General features: G+C 55.5%; 2 protein-coding genes. Both read right to left on the bottom strand.

All coding sequences use genetic code 11. The features are described from left to right. A partial coding sequence (locus tag AC2VLY_RS09830; protein WP_486922185.1) for a ribonuclease T2 family protein occupies nucleotides 1-595 on the bottom strand: 595 nt, incomplete at its 3' end. Between the two features lie 34 nt (nucleotides 596-629). Further along, on the bottom strand, nucleotides 630-1,087 hold a 458-nt coding region (locus AC2VLY_RS09825; protein WP_486922184.1), incomplete at its 5' end, for a TonB family protein.

Raw genomic sequence — 1,087 nt, 5'->3', positions numbered from 1 at the left:
CAAAGGCTTTGAGAATGGCATTGCGCTCCACCCATTGCCCGCGATGCTCACGAATAAAGGCCGTGAACGAGCTGGCGTTGAGTTTATCCAGCAAATCCAGCTCCTTGGGGAAAAACTGCTCAGGCGATTCGCCAAAACAGGCGACATGTTTGTAATACTCATGGCGATCCAGACAAATGTTGGCCATGGGCATGTGCGCATACAAACGCTGATGCAGTGCAGCCGGCAGATTCAGAGCCTGATTGGAACAACTATCCTTCGGCAGGCTATGGCCCGGGTTATACCAGTAACAGCCATAATGCCACCAGGTTGGGCCCTTCATTCCAGAGGCAATCAGTGACTGGGGACGGCTCGCCCACAGCCCATGCATGGTCCACTCCTGGTTGATTTTTGCGTCCGAGGACAAATCCTTGCAGGCAGCACCCGCATTGGTCCAGGTCGCGCACACGCCGGGATGCCACATGACCGCAAAAGTATAGTGGTTGAAATTCTGCATACCTTGGGGAACGTCTGCCGCCGCCAGTGAAGATGTCAGGCCAGCCCCAATAAAACCGAGAGATAAAACTGAAGCTTTTATGACCCGCAAAATATTCACTGGCAAAATGCTCCCCGTAAAAATAGTGTTCATGTTAACTGGAATGGCTGGACAAATGTACTTCAACCGTAAAGTTGGTTGCATGCTTGGGCATGTTTTTCGTAAAGGGCGGATAGTTACCCTCTTTCACGGATTGCAGAGCCGCCTTATCAATCGGTTGCACACCACTGGACTGGGTGATTTTGGCCCAAAGCAGTTGTCCCGAAGGGGTCAACCGGAAAGTGATGACTGCCGTACCACTTAAGTGCATCAGGCGCACGGCCTCAGGCACATGGGCATCGGCCTGAACCTGGGCACGTACCATGGCCGCATAGCGCGCCAATGCTGCCTGCCGCGCTGCCATACTGGGAGCCGGAGGGGGCGGCGGCGCAGGTGGTGTTACCGGCGGCGCGGGGGGTACGACTGGAGCAGTCGGCAACGGCGTTTTGGCCATCAGCGGCTTGGGCGCCGGAGTATGATGAACTACTGGACGCGGTTGCGGAGTGGGTTTGG

The sequence above is a fragment of the Acidithiobacillus sp. TH-A36 genome, from assembly GCF_057473445.1.
Note: the sequence above shows the minus strand (reverse complement) of the source record. Positions and strands in the feature narration are given on the sequence as shown.